The sequence below is a fragment of the Christensenella intestinihominis genome (assembly GCF_001678845.1).
Classification (GTDB): domain Bacteria; phylum Bacillota; class Clostridia; order Christensenellales; family Christensenellaceae; genus Christensenella; species Christensenella intestinihominis.
On the sequence record NZ_MAIQ01000005.1, the window covers coordinates 213218 to 228849 of the forward strand.

General features: G+C 54.9%; 15 protein-coding genes. 14 read left to right on the plus strand and 1 reads right to left on the minus strand.

Annotated features, from left to right (window positions below; all coding sequences use genetic code 11):
- From BBD38_RS08855 to BBD38_RS08890, 8 genes are all read left to right on the plus strand, one after another.
- Complete coding sequence (locus tag BBD38_RS08855; RefSeq protein WP_172807808.1) at positions 1–828, plus strand: SIMPL domain-containing protein; 828 nt, start codon at positions 1–3, stop codon at positions 826–828.
- 144 nt (positions 829–972) lie between these two features.
- A complete protein-coding gene (locus BBD38_RS08860; protein WP_066686958.1) occupies positions 973–1347 on the plus strand; it encodes a CidA/LrgA family protein in 375 nt (124 codons plus the stop codon).
- Entirely contained in the window at positions 1340–2020 is a 681-nt protein-coding gene (locus BBD38_RS08865; RefSeq protein WP_066686961.1) for an LrgB family protein, read from the plus strand. Before BBD38_RS08860 ends, BBD38_RS08865 begins: the two co-directional genes overlap by 8 nt.
- A 201-nt stretch (positions 2021–2221) precedes the next feature.
- Positions 2222–4735, plus strand: a complete 2514-nt coding sequence (gene polA, locus BBD38_RS08870) for a DNA polymerase I (protein ID WP_066686964.1) — start codon at positions 2222–2224, stop codon at positions 4733–4735.
- A complete protein-coding gene (gene coaE / locus BBD38_RS08875; protein ID WP_066686967.1) occupies positions 4732–5322 on the plus strand; it encodes a dephospho-CoA kinase in 591 nt (196 codons plus the stop codon). The genes polA and coaE overlap by 4 nt, the downstream gene beginning before the upstream one ends.
- Positions 5303–5899 (plus strand): lytic transglycosylase domain-containing protein, encoded by a 597-nt coding sequence (locus BBD38_RS08880; protein WP_066686971.1) that lies wholly within the window; start codon positions 5303–5305, stop codon positions 5897–5899. Before coaE ends, BBD38_RS08880 begins: the two co-directional genes overlap by 20 nt.
- A complete protein-coding gene (locus tag BBD38_RS08885) occupies positions 5865–7646 on the plus strand; it encodes an ABC transporter substrate-binding protein (RefSeq protein ID WP_082989577.1) in 1782 nt (593 codons plus the stop codon). The genes BBD38_RS08880 and BBD38_RS08885 overlap by 35 nt, the downstream gene beginning before the upstream one ends.
- A 63-nt stretch (positions 7647–7709) precedes the next feature.
- A complete protein-coding gene (locus BBD38_RS08890) occupies positions 7710–9167 on the plus strand; it encodes an alpha-amylase (RefSeq protein ID WP_066686977.1) in 1458 nt (485 codons plus the stop codon).
- Between the two features lie 66 nt (positions 9168–9233).
- On the opposite strand, the gene BBD38_RS08895 is transcribed toward BBD38_RS08890, so the two are convergent.
- Complete coding sequence (locus BBD38_RS08895; RefSeq protein ID WP_066686980.1) at positions 9234–9980, minus strand: peptidoglycan-binding domain-containing protein; 747 nt, start codon at positions 9978–9980, stop codon at positions 9234–9236.
- 75 nt (positions 9981–10055) lie between these two features.
- Between BBD38_RS08895 and BBD38_RS08900 the strand changes: the two genes are divergently transcribed.
- From BBD38_RS08900 to BBD38_RS08925, 6 genes are read left to right on the plus strand one after another with little or no spacing between them, the layout of a single operon-like run.
- Positions 10056–10670 (plus strand): RecX family transcriptional regulator, encoded by a 615-nt coding sequence (locus tag BBD38_RS08900; RefSeq protein WP_066686983.1) that lies wholly within the window; start codon positions 10056–10058, stop codon positions 10668–10670.
- Positions 10667–11632, plus strand: coding sequence for a biotin--[acetyl-CoA-carboxylase] ligase (locus tag BBD38_RS08905; protein WP_066686986.1), 966 nt, complete (start codon positions 10667–10669; stop codon positions 11630–11632). Before BBD38_RS08900 ends, BBD38_RS08905 begins: the two co-directional genes overlap by 4 nt.
- 12 nt (positions 11633–11644) lie before the next feature.
- Positions 11645–12568 (plus strand): P1 family peptidase, encoded by a 924-nt coding sequence (locus BBD38_RS08910; RefSeq protein ID WP_066686989.1) that lies wholly within the window; start codon positions 11645–11647, stop codon positions 12566–12568.
- Positions 12565–12930, plus strand: coding sequence for a holo-ACP synthase (gene acpS, locus BBD38_RS08915; protein ID WP_066686992.1), 366 nt, complete (start codon positions 12565–12567; stop codon positions 12928–12930). The genes BBD38_RS08910 and acpS overlap by 4 nt, the downstream gene beginning before the upstream one ends.
- A complete protein-coding gene (locus BBD38_RS08920; protein ID WP_066686994.1) occupies positions 12927–15020 on the plus strand; it encodes a bifunctional ADP-dependent NAD(P)H-hydrate dehydratase/NAD(P)H-hydrate epimerase in 2094 nt (697 codons plus the stop codon). The genes acpS and BBD38_RS08920 overlap by 4 nt, the downstream gene beginning before the upstream one ends.
- Positions 15021–15035: 15 nt before the next feature.
- On the plus strand, positions 15036–15542 hold the full coding sequence (locus tag BBD38_RS08925) for a flavin reductase family protein (protein WP_066686996.1): 507 nt from the start codon (positions 15036–15038) through the stop codon (positions 15540–15542).
- The last annotated feature ends 90 nt before the right edge of the window (positions 15543–15632 follow it).

Sequence of the window (15632 nt, forward strand, 5' to 3'; positions counted from 1 at the left end):
ATGAAAAAGCAATGGATACTGGTTGTTCTGGTGGTTTTAACAGGCGCCCTTGTTTTAGCCGGCTGCGACAGCAGCGCGGTCACGCCGGGCGCGGAACCCACGCCCACGCCTGCGGCGACACAAAGCGCCGCTCCGGCGGTCACGGAAACGCCGGATATTGCGAGCGAATCCCCGGCAATGACGGATACGGCGTCCGCTGCCGCGGCAGCAACTGACAGCACATTGACGGTCAGCGCGACGGAATCCGTAAAAAAAATGCCGGATATCGCCTATGTCAGCATCGGCGTGCGCACGACGGGCGCTACGGCACAGGCGGCGCAGGAAGAAAATGCGCGGATCACACAGTCGTTCCTTGGCGCGGTGAAAGCACAGGGAGTGGCGGAAGACGACCTTGAAACGCAAAGCCTGAACGTCTATGAAGATTATGAGAATCCGCAGCAGACGGTGGTGGAAAACACCTATCGCGTGACAATACGCGATATTGATACCGTAGGCGCGGTAATCGACGCTGCGGTTGCGGCAGGCGCGAATTCCACCTATTCGCTTTCGTTCGACCTTGCGGACAGGGATTCCGTTTATATGGAGGCACTGGCCAAGGCGATGGAAAATGTGGGAAACAAGGCCAATGCGGTAGCGCAGGCGGGCGGCTATGCCATTGTCCGTCCGGCTTCCATCACGGAAGGCAGCGCCGGATACAGCGCGGAGCCGTATATGACGGCGGAAGCCGCCGCAATGGATACGGGCTCCAGGGCCGGCGGCGCGACGCCTGTCAGCCCGCAGGAAATTGAAGTTTCCGCAACGGTTACGGGAACCTATATTATCAAATAGCAAAGGAAAATATCCCGCATTTATATGCGGGATATTTTTTTGCCGTTTCCGCCTTGGGGAAACTTCGCCAAAAAAGGGTTGTTCCCCGGGTAAAAGAGGACTATAATGCCATAGGGATTATTTTAGCAACATGGGAGGAAGCCAGTGAAAAGTTTATTTCAGGTAGGGATTGTGCTCGCGGTCTGCCTTGCGGGCGAGTTGATCTCGGAAGTGATCCCGATTGCAATTCCAACAAGCGTCATCAGCATGATCCTGCTGCTTGCCTTACTGCTTACGAAGTGTATCAAACCCCGCCATATCGAACGGTTTGGTGATTTCCTGCTGAAAAACATGGCATTTTTCTTTATTCCTGCAGGAGTGGCAATCATGGAGCAATTCGACCTCCTGAAAAATTACCTGCTGCCGTTTTTGCTGATTTGCTTTGTGACGACGGTCCTTACTTTCCTTGCAACGGCCTATACGGTCAAGGCGGTTATGGCGGTGCAGAAAAAAATCCGGGAGGGCAAGCGGTATGAATGAACTCATAAGCTCTCCCTTCTTTGGCATCGTGCTGTGCGTCGGGACCTATGCGGTAGGCCTCTGGATCAATCGCAAAACGAAATCCCCCATTGCAAATCCGCTGATGATCGCGATTGCGCTCATTATTGTAATATTGCTTGCCTTCCATATCCCGCTTGAAGCGTTTAATAAGGGCGGGGATTTCATCGCGTTTTTCCTGATTCCGGCAACCGCGGCGCTCGCCCTGTCCATTTACCGGCAGGTGTGGCTGCTGAAACGGAATTTCCTTCCCATCATCATAGGCAGCGCAGTCGGTTCGCTTGTATCGATGGGAAGCGTATACGGGCTGTGCAGCCTCTTCCGGCTTGACGAAGTGCTTACGCATTCCCTGATCCCCAAATCGGTCACCACGCCGATTGCAATGGATGTTTCCATTCAACTGGGCGGGGAACCCTCCATTACGGTTGCGGCGGTCGTGGTAACGGGAATCGTCGGGGCGATCCTCGCGCCGACGTTCATTAAGCTGTTCCGTGTGGATAATTCCATCGCGGCGGGCGTTGCCATCGGAACCTGCAGCCATGCGCTCGGCACCACAAAGGCGCTCGAAATCGGGGAGGTTGAGGGCGCCATGAGCGGCATTGCCATTGGCGTTTCCGGGATTTTAACGGTTCTTTTCGCCATGATTATCATGTAACCCGAAGGGGATATCCGCCGCCCTTTCCAAAGCTATGGAAGAGGCGGCATTTTTTTATGGAAGCAAAAGATGGAAAAAGTTTAAAAAGTTTTTACAGGATCATGGCGCATATCCGGCGTAAACGGCCGGGCGCAGTTTGATTTTAGACCTGGAACATGATAGAATATTAGCGCCGCAATGCGGCATTTAAGGAGGATTTTCATGGCGGATACATTGCTTGCAATTGACGGGAACAGCCTTGTTTTCAGGGCCTATTGGGCGCTGCCATTGGCGATGCAGGATAAAGAGGGAAGGCCGACGAACGCAATGTACGGCTTTTTTACAATGCTCTTCCACGTGGTGGAGGAATACCGCCCGACTTATGTTGCGGTTGCCTTTGACCGAAGCGAGAAAACGTTCCGGCATAAAAAATATGAGGATTATAAGGCGGGAAGGCGCAAAACGCCGGACGAGCTGCTTGCGCAAATTCCCATGCTCCAGGACGCGCTCGGGCGCGTAGGGGTGCCTTGGGTGGACCAGGCAGGCTATGAAGCGGACGATATTATCGGCGCGCTGTCCGTACAGGCGGAAGGAAGGAACATCCCTTCCTATATTTTTACTGCGGATAAGGACCAGCTTCAACTGATTGACGACCATATCAGCGTAGTGCTCACCAAAAAAGGCGTTACGGAAACCAAGCTGATGACGAAAGAAACGTTGATGGAGGAAATGGGCCTTACGCCCGCGCAGATACCGGACCTGAAAGCGCTGATGGGGGATGCTTCGGATAATATCCCCGGGATTGCCGGAATCGGCGAAAAAACGGCCCTGAAGCTGCTGCGCGAATATCCGACCATTGAAGCGCTCTACGGGAACATCGACGAACTCCCCAAAAACAAGCTGCACGAAAAGCTTGTCCAAGGAAAAGAGTCCGCGTTTATGTCGAAGGACCTGGCAACGATTGAAACGGATATGCCGCTTAAAAAAAGCCTCGATGATTTCCGCTTCGCCGGTTTCAATATGGACGGCCTCCGTTCGGTGAGCGAGCAATACCGGTTTACTTCGTTCCTGAAACGGTTTGACCTCGGGAGCGAAAAAATAAAAACGGTAAAAACGGAAACAATTTCCCCGCAGGAATTGAGCCTCCTGGACGACGCCTATGAATTTGCTTTCCTCGTAAAAGACGGCGTGCGCCTCGCGATCGACGGGGAAACGGAATATGTAATTCCTTTAAAGCAAACCCTGCTCGACGAGGGATATGACTTAAACGACGTCCTGCGTGGGTTAAAGCCCTTTTTGGCGGACAAAAAAGTAATTGCGCACGATGTGAAGGCGCTGATGCACGAATGGGGAAGCCTGTTCCATGAATTTTACGACACCATGCTCGGCGCGTGGGTGTTAAATCCTTCTTATTCCAAATACGATCTTGCCAGCGTCATGAAGCGGGCGGAGATGGAAGAGAATGCGGCGGGGCTGTTCGCGCTTTCGGAACGCCAGCGGGACGAGATCGAGCGCACGGAGCTTGAAAACGTCATGTACGAAATTGAAGAACCGCTTCTCCGGGTGCTTTACGACATGGAGGAAGAAGGCTTCCGCGTCAGCGGGGACGAGCTTGCGAAGCTTGGGGAAAAATACGATAAAGAAATCAGCGGGCTTACCGCGAAAATTTTTGAGCTTGCGGGGCAGGAATTCAACATCAGTTCCACCAAACAGCTTGCGGAAATTTTGTTTGAGAAACTCGGGCTGCCCGTTGTGAAAAAGACAAAAACGGGTTACTCAACGGATATCGAGGTGTTGGAAAAGCTGGAGAACAAGCATCCGATCATTCCCTATATTGTGGAATACCGGGCGCTCACCAAGCTTAAGGGCACGTATATCGACGGCCTGATCGGCATGATCCGGGGCGGGGTCATCCACACGACCTTCTTACAGACGGCGACCGCAACGGGCAGGCTGTCGAGCGCGGAACCCAATCTGCAGAACATCCCAATCAAATCCGCGATGGCAAACGATATCCGCAGCGCGTTTGTGGCGCCGGACGGCTATAAGATCGTATCGGCGGACTATTCCCAGATCGAGCTGCGCATCCTTGCCGCAATTGCGGACGATAAGCACCTGAAGGACGCGTTTATGAAGGGGCAGGACATTCACGCGCGGACGGCGGCCGAGGTGCTTGGCAAGGAAATTGAAGAGGTGACCCCCGCGGAACGCGCAAGCGCCAAGGCGGTTAATTTTGGCATCGTATACGGCATCAGCGATTTCGGCCTGGCGCGCAACCTCGGCATTACGCGCAAACAGGCGGCGGACTACATCGCGCGGTATTTTGAAGAATTCAGCGGGGTCCGAAAATACATGGACGAAATCATTGCCCGTGCGCACGAGGATGGCTTTGTGCGCACGCTGTGCGGACGCATCCGGTATATCCCGGAGCTTTCCTCGGGAAATTACAATATTCGTTCCTTTGGCGAGCGGGCGGCGCTCAATACGCCCATCCAGGGAAGCGCCGCGGATATTATCAAGATTGCCATGAACCGGGTGGAAAAAGCGCTGAAAGAACAAAAATATGAATCGAAACTCGTATTGCAGGTACACGACGAACTGATCCTTTACGCAAAGGACAGCGAAGCGGAAGCCGTCACCGGGCTGCTGCGGGATTGTATGGAGAATGCAATGGAACTGAGCGTACCGCTCCGGGTGAATGTGGCGCAGGGAAAGACGTGGGCGGAAGCGAAATGAAACGTACCATAGGCCTTACGGGAAACAGCGGCGCGGGGAAAAGCACGGTTGCGGAATATTTGAAGGAGCTCGGGGCAGAGGTCATTGATGCGGATCAAATTTCGCGGGAGATATGCGATCCCGGGCAGGCGGGCTACCTTGCGGTCAGGAAAGCGTTCGGACCGGAGTTTTTCCGGGAAGACGGCGCGCTTGACAGGCATAAACTTGGGGCCCATGTGTTTGCCGACCATGCAGAGCTCATGCGCCTGAACGGGATTCTGCATCCGCTTGTGCTCGAGGAGGTGCGGCGGCGCAGGCGGGAGTCCGAAAAAGACACGGTGGTGATCGACTGCGCCCTGCTGGTCGACGCGGGGCTTTCGCGTGACGCCGATGAAATCTGGCTTGTGCGCGCGGGGGATGCGCAAAAGCTGGAGCGCATCCGCAGCAGGGACGGCATTGACGAAACGCATGCGGGAAACCGCCTCAAAAGCCAGTCCCGGGAAGAGGAATTGCTGGCGCATGCGGATGTTGTGCTGGTAAACGACGGGACACTGGAACAATTAAGAAAACAGGTTGAGGAATATTTTTATGGGAAGAATGGATTATAAGCGCCGCAAAGGCGTGAACAAAGCGGTCGTCGCCGTCATCTGTATCGCCGTCGCGGCCGTGGTGGTTCTGGCCTGCATCTTTGTGCTGATGCCGCAAATTGAGCGGAACCAATATAAGCTGGAATATGCGGACCTGATTGAGAAATATTCGGACCGGTATGGGCTCGATCCCTATTTTGTCGCCGCAATTATCCATACGGAAAGCGGCTTTGATCCGGAAGCGGTGTCGGGTGCGGGCGCTATGGGCCTGATGCAGGTGGTCCCGGAAACAGGCGAATGGATCGCCGGGAAGCTCGGACTGGAGAATTTTACAGCGAACGACCTTTTGAACCCGGAAACAAATATAGAGATGGGCTGCTGGTATCTTCAGTTTTTGCAGGAACGTTTTGATACGCTTCCGGTCATAATGGCGGCCTATAACGCGGGCCACAACAAGGTCAAGGAATGGCTTGCGGACCCCCGGTATTCGGATGACGGAACGAACCTGACAAATATTCCCTATGGGGAAACGGACAACTATGTCAAAAAGGTGACGAAAGCATATGAGAAATACAAGGAACTGTACGAGCTTGGGTAAGAAGTTTATCGCGCTCCTGCTCGTTTGCATGGCGCTTGCATTGTGCGCGTGCGGAAATTTGGCGAATGGAACAAAGGAAGAAGAGGCGTCGTCGTCCGCTGCTCCTTCCGCCGTCCTGGGCGCAGGCCAGCAATCCGGCGGCGACCTTTTTATTGCCATGCCGGCGGACACCGGCTCGCTCGATCCGCTTACCGCGACGGACGAGGACCTCGTGAACCTGCTCTCGCTGATCTATGAACCGGCGATACGCATCAGCGCGGAGGGGCAGCCGGAAGCCTGCCTGATCGAGTCGTGGGAGGTGGACGAAAGCGGCCGGGTATATACTTTCAAGGTGCGCCAGAACGTTATGTTTACGGACGGAAATACGCCCCTCACGGCTGAAGATATTGTATACAGCGCCGGGCAGGTCGGCGGGCTTACGGGCACGCAGTTTGACGCTCCCGTTCCAGAGGAACCAAACCCGGAGGGAACGCAGGCGCCGGACAACCCGGAAGGAACGAACGAGCCGGATGGAACGGCGCCCACCCCCGAAGCCAGCCCCACCGGTTCGCCGGACGCGTCGGGAAGCCCGGAGGAATCGCCGGTCGTGGAAATCCCGCAGACCAACCGCTATGCGCAGTATAATTCCCTGGTCGAGAGCATCGAAATGGTGGACAGCGCCACGGTCAGGCTGACGATGACAAAGCCGGGCGTGGAAGCGCTTTATTTCATGTCGTTTCCCGTTATGAACGAATTCCTCCGGGACGACGGGCAAACGGCCGGAACGGGTCCCTACCGGATCGATTCTTTCGATTCAAGCACAGAAATGGTGCTTACGGCAAATGAAGCATGGTGGGGCGGCAGGCCCAATATCCCGACGATCGTGGCAAAGCCGATGACCGGCAGTACGGCAAAGCTGGAAGCGGTATCGACCAGCGTCCTGGATTTCGTCACGACGGACGTCCTGTACGCAGGGAAATATAAAATTGCGGGGAAAACGCAGGTAATCGATTATATGACGAATTACTACGACTGCCTGGTGCCCAATCTCGGCAATCCGGCGCTGGGAATTACGGGGGTGCGGCAGGCGCTTTCCTACGCAATTGACAGGCGCGAGCTGATTTCAACGGTGCTCATGGGTCATGGCGTGCCGGCAAATATGCCCATTTCTCCGGATTTTTATGCGTATGATTCCAAATATAACCAGGATGAAAACCTGAAAACGGCGCGCGCCCTGCTTGAAGAAGCAGGGTACCGGAGCAGCATGGAGGGCGAGGGAAATATCCTCCAGCTTTCGCTCATCGTGCCCGACGACCGGGAGATATACTATAGGGTAGAGGCTGCAAAAGCAATTAGAAAGCAGCTTGAAGAGGTAGGCGTCGAGGTTACGGTGGAGGAACTGAACCAGCAGGAGTATTACGACCGCCTGCAGGCCAAGAACTTCGACCTCGCGCTGTGCAGCTTTTATCTGGATGAGGACCCGGATGTCGGCTTTATGTTCAAGCCGGGCGGTTCCGCAAATTACGGCGGGGTGGACAGCGCCGAGATCACAGCCGCGATCGATGCGGCGCGCGGCGCGTTCAGGGAAGAGGATATCAAAGCCAATTACAGCGAGCTGCAAAGGCTGCTTACGGAACGCGTCCCGCAGATCGGCCTTTACTACCGGATGAATTCCATTGTGTGCAGCGAGCTCCTGACGGATATTAAAAATCCGCGCCAGGGACAGGTATTTGCGCAGGTGAACGAGTGGTACTATAAGAAAAGTTAGCAATGCGCCGTTTTTGTTTATCAGAAAGATAACCGGGTGGGATTTGTATGAAGGGACTTTTGTATGAACACCGAAAAAAACGGAACCATGATGCAGTATTTCGAGTGGGAGCTTCCCGCCGGAATCCTGTGGAAACAGGCGGCTGAAAAAGCCGGGGAGCTTGCGGACGACGGCATTACCGCAGTATGGCTTCCGCCCGCCTACAAGGGCAGCGGCGGGGCGAACGACGTCGGCTATGCCGTCTACGACCTGTACGATCTTGGCGAGTTCGACCAAAAGGGCTCCGTTGCCACAAAATACGGAACCAAAGAAGAATACCTGCGCGCGGTAGACGCGCTTCATGCGGCGGGCCTGCAGGTTTACGCCGATATTGTACTTGACCATAAAATGGGTGCGGACGGCCTCGAGGAGGTTTCCGCATGCGAGTTCGCCCAGGAAAACCGGTATGAGCAGGTCAGCGGGGAAGAAATGATTTCCGCGTGGACGAAATTTGATTTTCCGGGAAGGAACGGAGCCTATTCCGGTTTCAGGTGGAACAGCGAACATTTTGCGGCAATTGACCGTGACGAAAAAACGGGACGGTCCTCCATTTTCCAGTTTCGCGGAAAACAGTGGCAGGATGAAGTCGATAAGGAATTCGGGAATTTTGAATATTTGATGGGCGCAAGCATCGACCTGAGCAATGAAGAGGTGGTCCGGGAGCTTACGGAATGGGGAAAATGGTATCTCCGCGAAGTTCCCCTCGACGGCTTTCGGATCGACGCGGTAAAGCATATGCGGTTTACCTTTTACAGCCATTGGCTTGCGGAGCTCCGCAAGGAGGCGGGCCGGGAGCTGTTTGCGGTCGGGGAATACTGGAACGGGGACGTAGGGAAGCTTTCTAATTATATCGATATTACCGGGGGGACCCTTTCCCTGTTCGATGTGCCGCTCCATTTCCGTTTCCGCGATGCGGCGGATTCCGGGAGCGCCTTTGATATGCGCACGGTTTTTGACCGTACGCTGGTGCGGGAAAATCCGCTGCTGGCGGTGCCGTTCGTGGATAACCACGATACGCAGCCCGGGCAGTCCCTGGAGTCGTGGGTGCAGGATTGGTTCAAGCCGCTGGCATATGCGTTGATTTTGCTGCGGGAGGATGGATATCCCTGCGTATTTTACGGGGATTATTACGGAATCCCGACGCACGGCATTGCGCCCAAACGGCAATGGCTCCGCCCGATGGTTAAGGCGCGGGAACTGCTGGCGTATGGAGCCCAGCACGATTATTTTGACGACCCGCACCTTGTGGGCTGGACGCGGGAAGGGGACGAAGCCCATCCGGGTTCGGGCCTTGCCGTGGTCATGAGCAACGAGGTCGGCGGTGAAAAGACGATGTATGTGGGGGAACGGTTTGCGGGCAGGACGTTTTACGATGTCCTTGGAAACCGCAAGGGAGTCGTTACCGTCGGCGAAGACGGAAACGCCGCCTTTTCATCAGGGGACGGCAGCGTATCGGTCTGGGCGCCGGTGCTGCGGCAATAAAAAAGAAAAGCAGCAATGCGTAAAAAAAGGACGGCCTTTATGGCCGTCCTTGCTTGTTTCCCATGCCTACTGCCCGGCGCGGACCACCGCCTGGATATGCTCTTCATCCGGGAGTGCGGAAACATCCGTCTTGCTGTTGTTGAAATACAGGAACGTATGCCCCTGCATTCCGCTTCCGTAAAGGTCGTCTCCACCTGTAGGCATACCAAACAGGGACGCCGCATAGGTATGCCCGTCCACACTGACGAGAACGGAACGGTGCTCCCATGTATCGCCTCCTCCGAATATGGCGCGGTACGTATCGTAATCCGCCGGAGAAGGCGTCGCCACATAAGCGCAATTAACCCCGCCCGTACGGATCAGCTGGAAGGTCTTGCCGGTATTGAAATCCTGTACGGAAAATTGTGTTTCTACCGGAATCAGCGGATCGATGTTTTCCCAGGAAAGAAGCTCTCCCTTTGTTTGCACCGTACCCGTATAGGCGGGCCCGGACACCTTTTTTATGGAAGAACTGATCGGCGCGCGTTTTGCGTCGCTGGAAAACAAAGCCTGGTAGGTTGCGTCGCCAACCTGGCCGTCCGGGGCAATGCCGCTTTGCGTCTGGAACCGTTTAACGGCCTCCACCGTCATGTCGCTGAACTTCCCGGTAGGGCGGTAGTTCAGGTACCCAAGATCGCGCAGCCGCATCTGCACCAGCGCCACCTCGTCGCCCGTTGCGTGCTGTTTAATTGCCGAATCCCCTTCTGCCGCCGCAATAACCGGAAGGGTGATTACAAAGCAGGCGAGGAGTAAAATTCCAATCCATTTTTTCATACCGCTATTTTACAAAATAATGGGAAAAAATGCAAATTTGTTTCAAATTCCGGGGCTTTCCAGTATAATAAATCTATGGGTAAAATTACGGATATGCAAAAAGGAAAGCGCAATCAAGACCGCATCAATATTTATGTGGACGATGAATTTGCGTTTGCCGTTTATATTGATACGGCCCTTGCGAACCACCTCAAAATAGGCGCGGATATTTCCGGGGAAGAGCGTGAGCGCATCCTGCGCGAAGACGGGGCGAAATATGCGCTTGCGTGCGCGATGAAATTCCTTTCCTACCGGATGCGGACGGAAAAGGAGCTGCGCGATAAGCTCCGCGAAAAAGAGGTTCCGCAGGACTGCATTGAAGGGGCGGTAGAAAAGCTGAAAGAAATCGGCTACCTCAACGACCGGGAATTTGCGGAGCTGTACGCGCAGGAACTTCTCGGGAAATACGGACAGCGCGTTGCGGTGCAGAAGCTTATGCAAAAAGGAATCCCGCGCGATATCGCGGAAGAGGCGGCAAAAGGGGCCGGGCAGGAAGCGTCGGTGCTTGACGGATATGTCGCCAGGCTGAAACAAAAGTACCGCAATGAAGAACCGGGAAAAGCGAAACAGAAAATGATACGCGCACTGATGGCCAGGGGCTTTGAATACGAAGAAGTCAGGCGCGCGCTCCAAAGGTGTGAAGAGGAATGAGAAAAGAAATTTTAAAACTGCTGTTTACTGCGGATGATTTTTTGTCCGGGGAACAAATCAGCGAAACCCTGGGTATTTCACGGGCCGCCGTATGGAAGCATATCAAGGCGATTAAGGATGAAGGCGGCATAATCGAGGCGCACACCAAACGGGGTTACCGCCTTGTGGCGCTCCCGGATTTGCTGAAGCCGGATTATGTCGGCTTTTTTACGCAGCGGGCGGCCGATATTGTCTGGCTCCGCGAAGTGGATTCCACAAACGAGTATGCCAAACGAATGGCGCGGGAAGGCGCGCCGCATGGAAGTATTTATATCGCGGAGCTGCAAACAAAAGGAAAAGGCAGGCTCAGCCGGGGCTGGGTCTCCTGTCCGGGAGACGCAATCCAGATGAGCATGCTTCTTCGCCCGGAATTTGAGCCGCCGAAAGCCCCCGCGGTCACCTTTGCCGCCGCGCTCGGCGTGGTCAGCGCGATCCGGCGGACCTGCGGCATCGAGGCGAAAATCAAGTGGCCGAACGACGTTGTGTTCGGCGGGAAAAAGCTGTGCGGGATTTTAACGGAGATGTCGTCGGATATGGACCGTGTGGAATACATCGTCTGCGGTATGGGCCTCAATGTCAACCAGCGGGAGTTTGACGGGGAGGTCGCGGAAAAAGCGATATCCCTGCGAATGGCGTCGGGGAAAAAGCAGGACCGGGTAAGGCTTGCCGCCGCAATGGCCGACGATGTGCGCGCATATTGCGAACGGTATATTTTACAGGGAATCGACGCGATTTTTGATGAATATTGCGCAAATAGTGTTATAATAGGAAAAGAAATTAAAGTTCTAAGCGGGAATAAAACCGTTACGGGCGTCTGCAGCGGTTTTTCAAAGCAGGGAGAGCTGCTCCTTGATATTGACGGGAAAACGCAGGCTTTTATGGCGGGCGAGGTTTCCGTTCGCGGCATGGAACAATATATTTAACGGAGATTTTTTATGTACAGCGGAAGTATTACAAATATTCAGGGCCTTCTGGCCGGCCATGCGCAGGATACCGCGGGGCATACCGGGATCACCGTGATCCTTGCGCCCAATGGGGCGGTATGCGGCGTGGATGTGCGCGGAAGCGCGCCGGGGACGCGGGAAACCGCGTTTATGTCCCAGGGCAAGGCTGTACAGGAATGCTATGCGGTATTGCTTGCGGGGGGAAGCGCTTTTGGCCTTGCCGCGGCAGACGGCGTAATGATTTATTGCGAACAGCAGGGGATGGGCGTACGGACGGAAGACGCAGTCGTGCCGATTATTCCGGCGGCTGTCATTTATGACCTTGGCTATGGCCGGAGCGATATCCGCCCGAATGCCGGTATGGGCTATGCGGCGTGCATCAACGCCTGCACCAAGGTGCCCCAGGGCAGCGTCGGCGTCGGGATGGGCGCTACGGTGGGCAAGGTCCTGGGCATGAAGCATGCGCAGAAAAGCGGCGTAGGCACCGCCAGCCTGCAGCTACCCGGCGGGGTAATTGTTGCGGCGCTCGTGGGGGTAAACGCCTTTGGCGACGTAATCGAAAATGGCAGGGTGCTTGCCGGGGCGCAAAAAAACGGCACGCATATCAATACGGCAAAATATATGCTTGAGAATAAAGTGGAAACGGAATTCATGAAGGGGCGCAATACGACGATCGGCGTGGTTGCAACCAATGCAAAACTGACGAAGGACGAGGCGGCAAAGCTCGCGCAGGTTGCGCATGACGGCCTTGCCAAATCGATTGATCCGATCCATACCATGGTGGATGGAGATACAATATTCTCGCTTTCCTATGGAAGCCGGGCCGCGGATATGAATATATTGATTACCGCCGCAATCGAAGCGACAAGGCGGGCGGTTATCAACAGCGTCCTTGCGGTGGAGGAAACGTTATGATTGTTGGCGTAGGGATCGACAGCCTCCGCATTGCGCGCATGGAAAATGCGATGAAGCGGGAGGCTTTTTTGAATCGGGTATTTACTGAAAACGAAAGGCGTTACCTGGATGGAAAAAGGCTTGCCGCCCAAAGCGCGGCGGGAATGTTCTGTGCGAAGGAAGCGGTTTTAAAGGCCCTCTCGCTTGGCATCATAGACGCAAAACTTACAGATATCGAAATTTTGCATCAGGAAAACGGCGCGCCCTATGCCGTGCTGCACGGTTCGCTTGCGATGGAAGCGTCCATGCATATCAGCATCACGCACACGGAAGAAACGGCCAGCGCAATCGCTATACTGGAAAAGGAGAAACAGGCAAAATGAGAACAGTGCTTACACCAAAACAAATGGGGGCGGTAGACCGCTATATGATAGAACGGATGAAAATTCCGGGAATCCTGCTCATGGAGAACGCCGCGCACAGCGTATATGAAGCAATTCGTGAAGAAACGGAGCCGTGCAGCGTGCAGGTGTTCTGCGGTACCGGAAACAACGGGGGGGATGGCTTTGCGGTCGCGCGTATCCTGCTCGCAAACGGCTATGACGTAACGGTTGTGCTGATGGGGAATCCGTCCTCCCTGCAGGGGGATGCGGCGGAAAATTTTGCGTTTTTTAAGGAAACAAAGGAATATTATACGGTTGTCACCAATAAAGAGGAATTTGAAGCGCTGCCCGAAGCGGAAATTTATGTGGACGCAATCTTCGGAACGGGGCTTTCACGGGATGTGGAGGGAATTTACCGCAGCGCGGTAGAGTTCCTAAGCGAACAGGATGCGCTTGTGGTGAGCGTAGACATTCCGTCGGGAATCAGCGCGGAAACGGGGGCCGTCATGGGGGCGGCGGTCCGCGCGGATATCACGGTGACCTTCCAATATCCGAAAATCGGCCATTTCCTCTATCCGGGCCGCGAATATGCGGGAGAGCTGCGGGTCGTCAGGATCGGCGTCGACGACGGCTGTGATATCCCGCTGCAATCTACGGTGTGCGCATATGAAAGTGACGATCCGGATATGTGCCTCGGGGAACGGCCGCTCGATTCCAATAAGGGAAGCTATGGAAAACTGCTTTTGGTGGCGGGGAGCTACGGCATGGCGGGCGCCGCAGTGCTGAGCGCGCGCGCCGCGTCCCGCGCGGGTGCGGGCCTGGTAACGGCGGCGTCCTGCGGGGATGTGATCGGCGTCCTGCAGCAGAATGTGCCGGAAGCGACATGCTTTGAAATCGCAGGTGAAAACGGCGTTTTGACAAAGGAAGCAATTCCTTCCCTGGAAAAGCTTGTACAGGGAAAAACGGCAATTGCGGTCGGCCCGGGCCTGGGCGTAAATGAAGACGTGACCGCAGTGGTGGGAAACCTTATTATGGAATGCGGTTTGCCCAAGGTGGTGGATGCAGACGGCCTCAACGCGCTTGCGGGGCATCTGGACCTGTTGGAAAATAAACAGGGAGAGGTAATCCTTACCCCTCATCCAAAGGAGTTTTCACGGCTCTCGGGGCTGCCGACAGAAGAAATCCTCAAAGACCCGGTAAAAGCCGCGGTGAATTTTGCGGTTGAGTATGGCGTAACGCTTGTCCTGAAAGGAAGCACGACGATCGTCGCAGACCAGTTTGGGAATGCGTCGCTCCTGTGCGTGGGCACGCCGGGCATGGCCAAGGGCGGCAGCGGCGATGTGCTCACCGGTGTAATCGGCGGGCTGCTCGCGCAGGGCAAGGACGTTTACGAGGCGGCGCTTACCGGCGTCTATATTGCCGGGATGGCAGGGGAGCTTGCGGCGCAGCAGGAGGGGGAATACTCCATGACGCCAATGGATACCGTAAACCATATCGGCCAGGCAATGAATGCGATGGTTGTCGACTATATTGCCGCCGATACCGCGCACGGAAGCGGCGGCGAAGCGGATATCCCGCGCAGGCTTCCGCGGAAAATGGTTGAGGTCGTTACGGAACAGATCGAAACGCCGGTGTTTGGAAATTCGCAGCCGAAGCCGGAACCGGTTGCCGAAGAAGAACCGGAGGTGCCGGAAACGGAAGAGGACGCCGGGGAAGAATTATGGCGTGCCGAAGAACCGGAGCCGGTTTCCGGGCCGTTGGCATATGGGGAAGCGCCGGAAGAAATGGGGGCGGAGGAGGAACCAACGCGTGTGGTTGCGCCGATGGAAGAAGAACGCAGGCCGCTTGAGCCTTCCATGGATTTCCTTGAAAAGTATGCGGATGAGCCGGAAGAGCCAATGACGCGCTCGCAGCGCAGGCTTCTTGGAAAAACGCAGGAAAGAGAGAAAAGCCCCTTGTTCCGGCGTAAGGAAAAGCGGGAGGAAATTTTTGAAGAGTCCGAGGTTACCCCGCAGGATGTGATAGACGACGTAATGGACGAATTGCCGCCGGAACCGAAAAAAGGTCCCACGCGGCGGAAAATTGGCTGACAGGAGGACAGGAAGATGCCGGAATTTAAAGAAGTGGAGCTTATGAAGCTTGAAGGAAATCCTTTTACGATGATTGGGAAGGACTGGATGCTTGTCACAGGTGAAAAGGAAGGAAAGGTAAACGCAATGACAGCCTCGTGGGGAGGCATGGGCGTGATGTGGGGAAAGAATGTGACGTTTGTCGTCATTCGTCCCACCCGGTATACGAAGGAATTCGTTGATGCGGCAGATACATTTTCACTTGCGTTTCTGGATGAAAGCTACCGTAAGACGCTGAATTATTTTGGAACGGTTTCGGGACGGGATGAGGACAAGATCAAGGCCTCCGGCCTGACCGTGCTGCACGACGGAAAAACGCCGTATTTTGAAGAGGCGGACCTTGTGCTTGTATGCCGCAAGCTATATGCCCAGAAATACGACCCGGACTGTTTCATCGACCGGGAATCGGATGGAAAATGGTATCCTGAAAAGGATTACCATACGCTGTATATCGCAGAAATCACAAAAGCGCTCCAAAAGTAAAAGCAGGAACATAGAAAAGGCTGCAGCGGTTATATTCTAGAGACCGTTTCAAGGATTGTGTAAACCTCTGTTGGGATGTAGAATAGAGAA

What these genes read in the sequence shown, in the direction of transcription:
- BBD38_RS08910 (WP_066686989.1), top strand. Translation starts at nt 11,645, where the DNA reads ATGTACAGCGGAAGTATTACAAATATTCAGGGCCTTCTGGCCGGCCAT.
- BBD38_RS08920 (WP_066686994.1), top strand. Translation starts at nt 12,927, where the DNA reads ATGAGAACAGTGCTTACACCAAAACAAATGGGGGCGGTAGACCGCTAT.
- BBD38_RS08880 (WP_066686971.1), top strand. Translation starts at nt 5,303, where the DNA reads ATGGGAAGAATGGATTATAAGCGCCGCAAAGGCGTGAACAAAGCGGTC.
- BBD38_RS08865 (WP_066686961.1), top strand. Translation starts at nt 1,340, where the DNA reads ATGAATGAACTCATAAGCTCTCCCTTCTTTGGCATCGTGCTGTGCGTC.
- BBD38_RS08890 (WP_066686977.1), top strand. Translation starts at nt 7,710, where the DNA reads ATGAACACCGAAAAAAACGGAACCATGATGCAGTATTTCGAGTGGGAG.
- BBD38_RS08925 (WP_066686996.1), top strand. Translation starts at nt 15,036, where the DNA reads ATGCCGGAATTTAAAGAAGTGGAGCTTATGAAGCTTGAAGGAAATCCT.
- acpS (WP_066686992.1), top strand. Translation starts at nt 12,565, where the DNA reads ATGATTGTTGGCGTAGGGATCGACAGCCTCCGCATTGCGCGCATGGAA.
- BBD38_RS08855 (WP_172807808.1), top strand. Translation starts at nt 1, where the DNA reads ATGAAAAAGCAATGGATACTGGTTGTTCTGGTGGTTTTAACAGGCGCC.
- BBD38_RS08905 (WP_066686986.1), top strand. Translation starts at nt 10,667, where the DNA reads ATGAGAAAAGAAATTTTAAAACTGCTGTTTACTGCGGATGATTTTTTG.
- BBD38_RS08895 (WP_066686980.1), bottom strand. Translation starts at nt 9,980, where the DNA reads ATGAAAAAATGGATTGGAATTTTACTCCTCGCCTGCTTTGTAATCACC.
- coaE (WP_066686967.1), top strand. Translation starts at nt 4,732, where the DNA reads ATGAAACGTACCATAGGCCTTACGGGAAACAGCGGCGCGGGGAAAAGC.
- BBD38_RS08900 (WP_066686983.1), top strand. Translation starts at nt 10,056, where the DNA reads ATGGGTAAAATTACGGATATGCAAAAAGGAAAGCGCAATCAAGACCGC.
- polA (WP_066686964.1), top strand. Translation starts at nt 2,222, where the DNA reads ATGGCGGATACATTGCTTGCAATTGACGGGAACAGCCTTGTTTTCAGG.
- BBD38_RS08885 (WP_082989577.1), top strand. Translation starts at nt 5,865, where the DNA reads ATGAGAAATACAAGGAACTGTACGAGCTTGGGTAAGAAGTTTATCGCG.